Origin of the sequence: Bradyrhizobium sp., assembly GCF_019244115.1 — a bacterium.
In the GTDB taxonomy this organism is placed as follows: domain Bacteria; phylum Pseudomonadota; class Alphaproteobacteria; order Rhizobiales; family Xanthobacteraceae; genus Bradyrhizobium.
The window spans coordinates 1-3,980 of sequence record NZ_JAFATE010000680.1 but is presented as its reverse complement, the minus strand read 5'-3'; the positions used below and the strand labels follow the sequence as shown (position 1 = coordinate 3,980).

At 63.3% G+C, this 3,980-nt stretch carries 3 protein-coding genes; all 3 read left to right on the top strand.

Translation table 11 applies throughout. The features are described from left to right. On the top strand, positions 1-287 hold a 287-nt coding region (locus JOZ76_RS29490), incomplete at its 5' end, for a tyrosine-type recombinase/integrase (RefSeq protein ID WP_291704726.1). A 107-nt stretch (positions 288-394) separates the two neighbouring features. Then, positions 395-1,552: an IS91 family transposase gene (locus JOZ76_RS29485; protein WP_291704724.1), complete on the top strand. Its 1,158-nt coding sequence runs from the start codon at positions 395-397 to the stop codon at positions 1,550-1,552. Positions 1,553-2,024: 472 nt separating this feature from the next. After that, positions 2,025-3,467 (top strand): IS1380 family transposase, encoded by a 1,443-nt coding sequence (locus JOZ76_RS29480; protein ID WP_291704722.1) that lies wholly within the window; start codon positions 2,025-2,027, stop codon positions 3,465-3,467. The last annotated feature ends 513 nt before the right edge of the window (positions 3,468-3,980 follow it).

Sequence of the window (3,980 nt, the reverse complement as noted above, 5' to 3'; positions counted from 1 at the left end):
TCTTTCTGGGTTACCAAGCCGGACCCCTCTGCCCCACCAGCGGCCAGAACATCTATTACCGCGCGGTCAAAAAGAGCGGGGTGCGCTTCAAGGGCGGCATTCATAACTTGCGGCACAGTTTTGCCACCCACCTGATCGAAAGCGGCGTGGAACTGCCGGTGGTGCAGCGCTTGATGGGCCATGCGAGCCTGATGACCACGGCCCTTTACCTGCATGTGACCGCCTGCCGGCTCGGGGAGGTGCACTCGCCTTTGGACCTCATCGATACCAGCCACCTCGGGCGGTAATGGGGGGAGCTCAGTCACTCTAACCTATCGGTGCCGAGCGGACGGCGATGGACGCGTCCTGTCCCGTGGCGGAGAGCCACAGGGAGGTCGCCCAGGAGCGATTCACCTTGGGCGGCATCCTGCGCGCTTTTCTCCCGATCGTGCTGCCGCTGCTCAAGCTGGGTCAGCACCAACTGCGGGTGCTCGGGCAGCGGGCCGCGTGCGGTACCCTGCAGCTGGGCGCCAACCTGTTCCAGTGCCCGCACTGCGGGCATCGGCACTGGGCGCCCCGCTCCTGTGGCGACCGGCATTGCCCCGGTTGCCAAGCGGCCAAAAGCCGGCAGTGGTTGGCCAAGCAGCTCCAGAGCCTCTTGCCGGTGCCTTACTACCATTGCGTCTTCACGTTGCCCCCGGAACTTAATGCCTTGGTGCTGGCCAACCCGCGCCACCTCTATCCGCTGCTCTTCGATTGTGCGGCCCAGAGCCTGCTGGCGTTCGGGCGCAACCGGCTCCGGGGCGATCTGGGCATCACCGCCGTGCTGCATACCTGGGGCCAAAAGCTCGACTTCCATCCGCATCTTCATTGCATTGTTACGGGGGGAGCCTTAAGCCCCGACGGCAAACGGTGGCGTTCGCCAAAGCAGCGGAAGTTCCTTTTCCCGGTGCGAGCGGTTGCCGCGCTGTTCCGGGGCAAGTTCCTGGCCGGGCTACGCCAACTGCTCGATGACCAAGCGTTGCATCTGGCCGATCCGGCCCTCCAGGCCCCGGCGGCACGTGCCCGCTGGCTTTCGCGGCTCTACCAAAAGCCTTGGGTCCTTTATGCCAAACGTCCCTTTGGCGGGCCGCAGCAGGTGGTAAGCTACCTGGCTAACTACACCCACCGCGTCGCGCTAAGCAACCGGCGCATCCTGGCCATCGATGTCAGCCAGCAGACGGTGAGCTTCAGCTACCGCGACTACCGGCACAGCTCACAACTCAAGGCCTTAACCCTCTCGGGCCTGGAGTTTATCCGCCGCTTTAGCTTGCACATCCTGCCGGCGGGCCTGGTGCGCATTCGCCATTATGGCCTCCTGGGCAACAATCGCCGCAAACGAGGCCTCGAAACCGTTCGCGCGATTCTCCAGCGCCGCGGGCGCGCGGTGGCCATTGCGTCGCCCCAAGGGCAGGATCGCTCGATGCGTTGTCCCGCCTGCGGCCAAGCCGGCCTCCGCTTGGTGGCCTTCCGCGATGCGGCCGGCGTGCTGCACCGGATCGGCGCCGGTCCCACGCCGTGCGATTCCTTATGAAAGCGCTCCAGGCACGCCCAGCCCCGGCCTTGATTCAGGCGTTCCGGCCAAAGCCGCTTTGGATACGCTCTGGCTGCGCGGTTGTCTTCGCGTCGTCTGCGAAGCTCGGCTTCGGCCCTCCGGGGTTACTTGCTCGGCCCAATGATCGCTCTCGGACCTTTGGCCACCGTTGCATCCTGCCTTTCAAAGCTGCGGCTACGGCCCTATCGCGTAGCCCAAATGCCTCTCCGCCGTCGTCTGCCCCCCTCGCTCACGGTACTTTTCCCTTACGCTGAGCCACGCCAGGAGTAGGCTTCGTCCAACCGTCGAGTAAGTCTCCGCGACCGTCTTTACCTGTAATCCCACTCTCGCCAGCGGAGGCCTACTCGACTCTAGCCTGAAAAGCTCACGAATTAGATAGCAAAGCGGCGCCTCTCTGGTGTAAGCTCTTGGTGTTCAACAAGTTAAACTTACAAAAAAGGACGCCGCTTCGATGACAGACTGTAACGAACAACCCTGTTTTTTTCAAGACCTCGGTAAACGCAAAGTCGAGGTCGATTTTGGAGGCGGTTACCTCTCCAGCGACGGGGGTGGCTTGATCTTGCGCGAACTGGAACGCCACAGCGGCTTGTTCCGGGCCTTGGCCGACTGTTTTGTCGACCACCGCGACCCGCGCTACGTCGAACACCGCTTGGAAGAACTGCTGGCCCAACGCATTCACGGCTTGGCGTTGGGTTACGAAGACCTCAACGATCATGACCACCTGCGGCGCGACCCGCTGCAGGCGCTCATTTGCGGTAAGGCCGATTTGCTGGGTCAGGAGCGCTCGTTGCCCCGCGATCAAGGCCAGGCGCTGGCCGGCCACGCCACCCTTAACCGCTTGGAGTTGGGCGCCGAGGCCCTCGACGGCCGCTACCGCAAGATCGCGCCCCAGCCCGACAAAATCGAAGCGCTGCTGCTCGAGCGAGGCGTCAAAGCCCTCCCGCGCAAGAGCGCCGAGGTCGTGCTGGATTTCGACGCCACCGACGACCCGCTGCACGGCAAGCAACAAGGGGCTTATTTTCACGGCTATTACGGCCACTATTGCTACCTACCACTCTACTGCTTTTGCGGCAACATCCCCCTGTGGGCCCAACTGCGCGATTGCAAACGCGACGCCAGCTCCGGCACGGTGGAGGCGCTTCAAAAGATCGTGCCGGCCATCCGCCAACGCTTTGGCCCGCACCTCCGCATCATCGTGCGGGCTGACAGCGGCTTTGCCCGCGAGCCGATCATGAATTGGTGCGAAGCTAACGGGGTCTTTTACTGTTTGGGTTTGGCCCGCAACGAGCGGCTGCAGAAGGAACTGCAGGCCAGCTTTGAGAGCCTCAAAGCCCAGCTCAAGGAAGGTAAGCTGCAGAGCCCCTGCCGCTGTTTCACCGAGTTTGAATACGCCACGCGCGACAGTTGGAGCCGGGCGCGGCGCGTCATCGGCAAAGCCGAAGTGTTAGCCGAAGGCGACAACCCGCGCTTTATCGTCACCAGCTTACCGGCCGACGGCGGGGGCGAAGCGGCCCAAGCGGCCCGCTTTGCGCCAGCGGCGTTGTACGAAAAGTTCTACTGCGCTCGGGGCGACATGGAAAACCGCATTAAAGAGCAGCAGTTGGACCTGTTTGCCGATCGGACCAGCACCCATTGGCTGGCCTCTAATCAGTTGCGGTTGTGGTTTTCGGCCTTCGCTCACCTGATGTTGAACCCGCTGCAAGCGGAGGTCTTAGCCGGGACCGAACTGGAAGGGGCCTCGATCGGCCAGATCCGCTTGCGGCTCTTTAAGATTGCGGCCCGGGTACGGGTGAGCGTGCGGCGCATCCACCTCCAGCTGTGTTCAGCCTACCCCTTCAAGGCGCTCTTTGGCTTGGTGCACCAGCGGTTGCGGGCCTTGCCCACGGCGGCTTAGCCGGGCGGGACGTCCATTGCTTTTGCCCGAACGTCGGACCCACGGCAGCGGCCCGACGCCGGTGCGCTACGCCCTGAGGGGGTGCCCGAGGTGGGCTTTGAGCCCCGCGGGGAGCCAAAAGGCGACGGTCCGGCCCGAAAAACGTCCGGTCCGGCGGCCAGCCGAGGCGCTCGCCTATTGAAACATCTTATTGAGAGGTTCGGAACCGGGTTTGTGATCGATCCGGGTTAGCCCCCTCTGTCGATTGCAGTTAAATCGCGGAGCGGGCCGGGGGCGTTCCCCTCGAGCTCCGGCCTGAAATGCCAAAAAGGTTTGCAGGCAAGTCGCGGATTTGGCAGTTAAATCCTGGAGCAAAGGCGGGCGCCATTGGTCCGCGATTTAAATGCGAAAGCTCTCCCCGGGCTGGCAAGACCTGACGGACTTGCAAGGGCAGGAGGCCGGCCGGCGAGAAGAAGCGCGTTGAAGGCCCTGGGCCGCGGGAGGCGCAAACAAGGGGCCATCCAAACGGTGGGC